This window comes from Acinetobacter legionensis (assembly GCF_048552295.1).
Lineage (GTDB): Bacteria > Pseudomonadota > Gammaproteobacteria > Pseudomonadales > Moraxellaceae > Acinetobacter.
Genome location: NZ_JBIMCW010000083.1, coordinates 1 through 406, shown reverse-complemented (window position 1 = coordinate 406; position 406 = coordinate 1). Strand labels below are relative to the sequence as shown.

Sequence of the window (406 nt, the reverse complement as noted above, 5' to 3'; positions counted from 1 at the left end):
TAAGTTTCTTCATTGAATTCACCTTACGAAGTTTTAATTATTTTTTAATTGGCTTAATCAACAACAAACATATTGTTCCCAATTGAAACCATCAGACAAAAATTAATTATAGTGCAATGTATAATTTACTCTCGCTGTGACATTCTGAGCATCGACAATCCCTGTTTTGGAAATATAGTTGACTTGATAACTTACGTGGACGGCCTGACTATGGCCATAAACAGCGTTTCTTCCCTGAGTATTCCAGGGCTGAGAAAGATTCACAGGTACATTGCCACCCGAAACACTTAATTGAATAAAAACAGGGTTTTTAACAGAAGCACCTGTGGCTTTATTGATCAACAAAGTCTTATCCGATTCATCTAAGTCAGTTGCTGAAATTGGACTGAGATGAATACCTTTAAAG

General features: G+C 35.7%; 1 pseudogene. It reads right to left on the bottom strand.

The window, feature by feature from the left end:
- Nucleotides 1-102: 102 nt before the first annotated feature.
- A pseudogene (locus ACG916_RS21555) lies at nt 103-406 on the bottom strand (fimbrial protein); the annotation flags it as partial.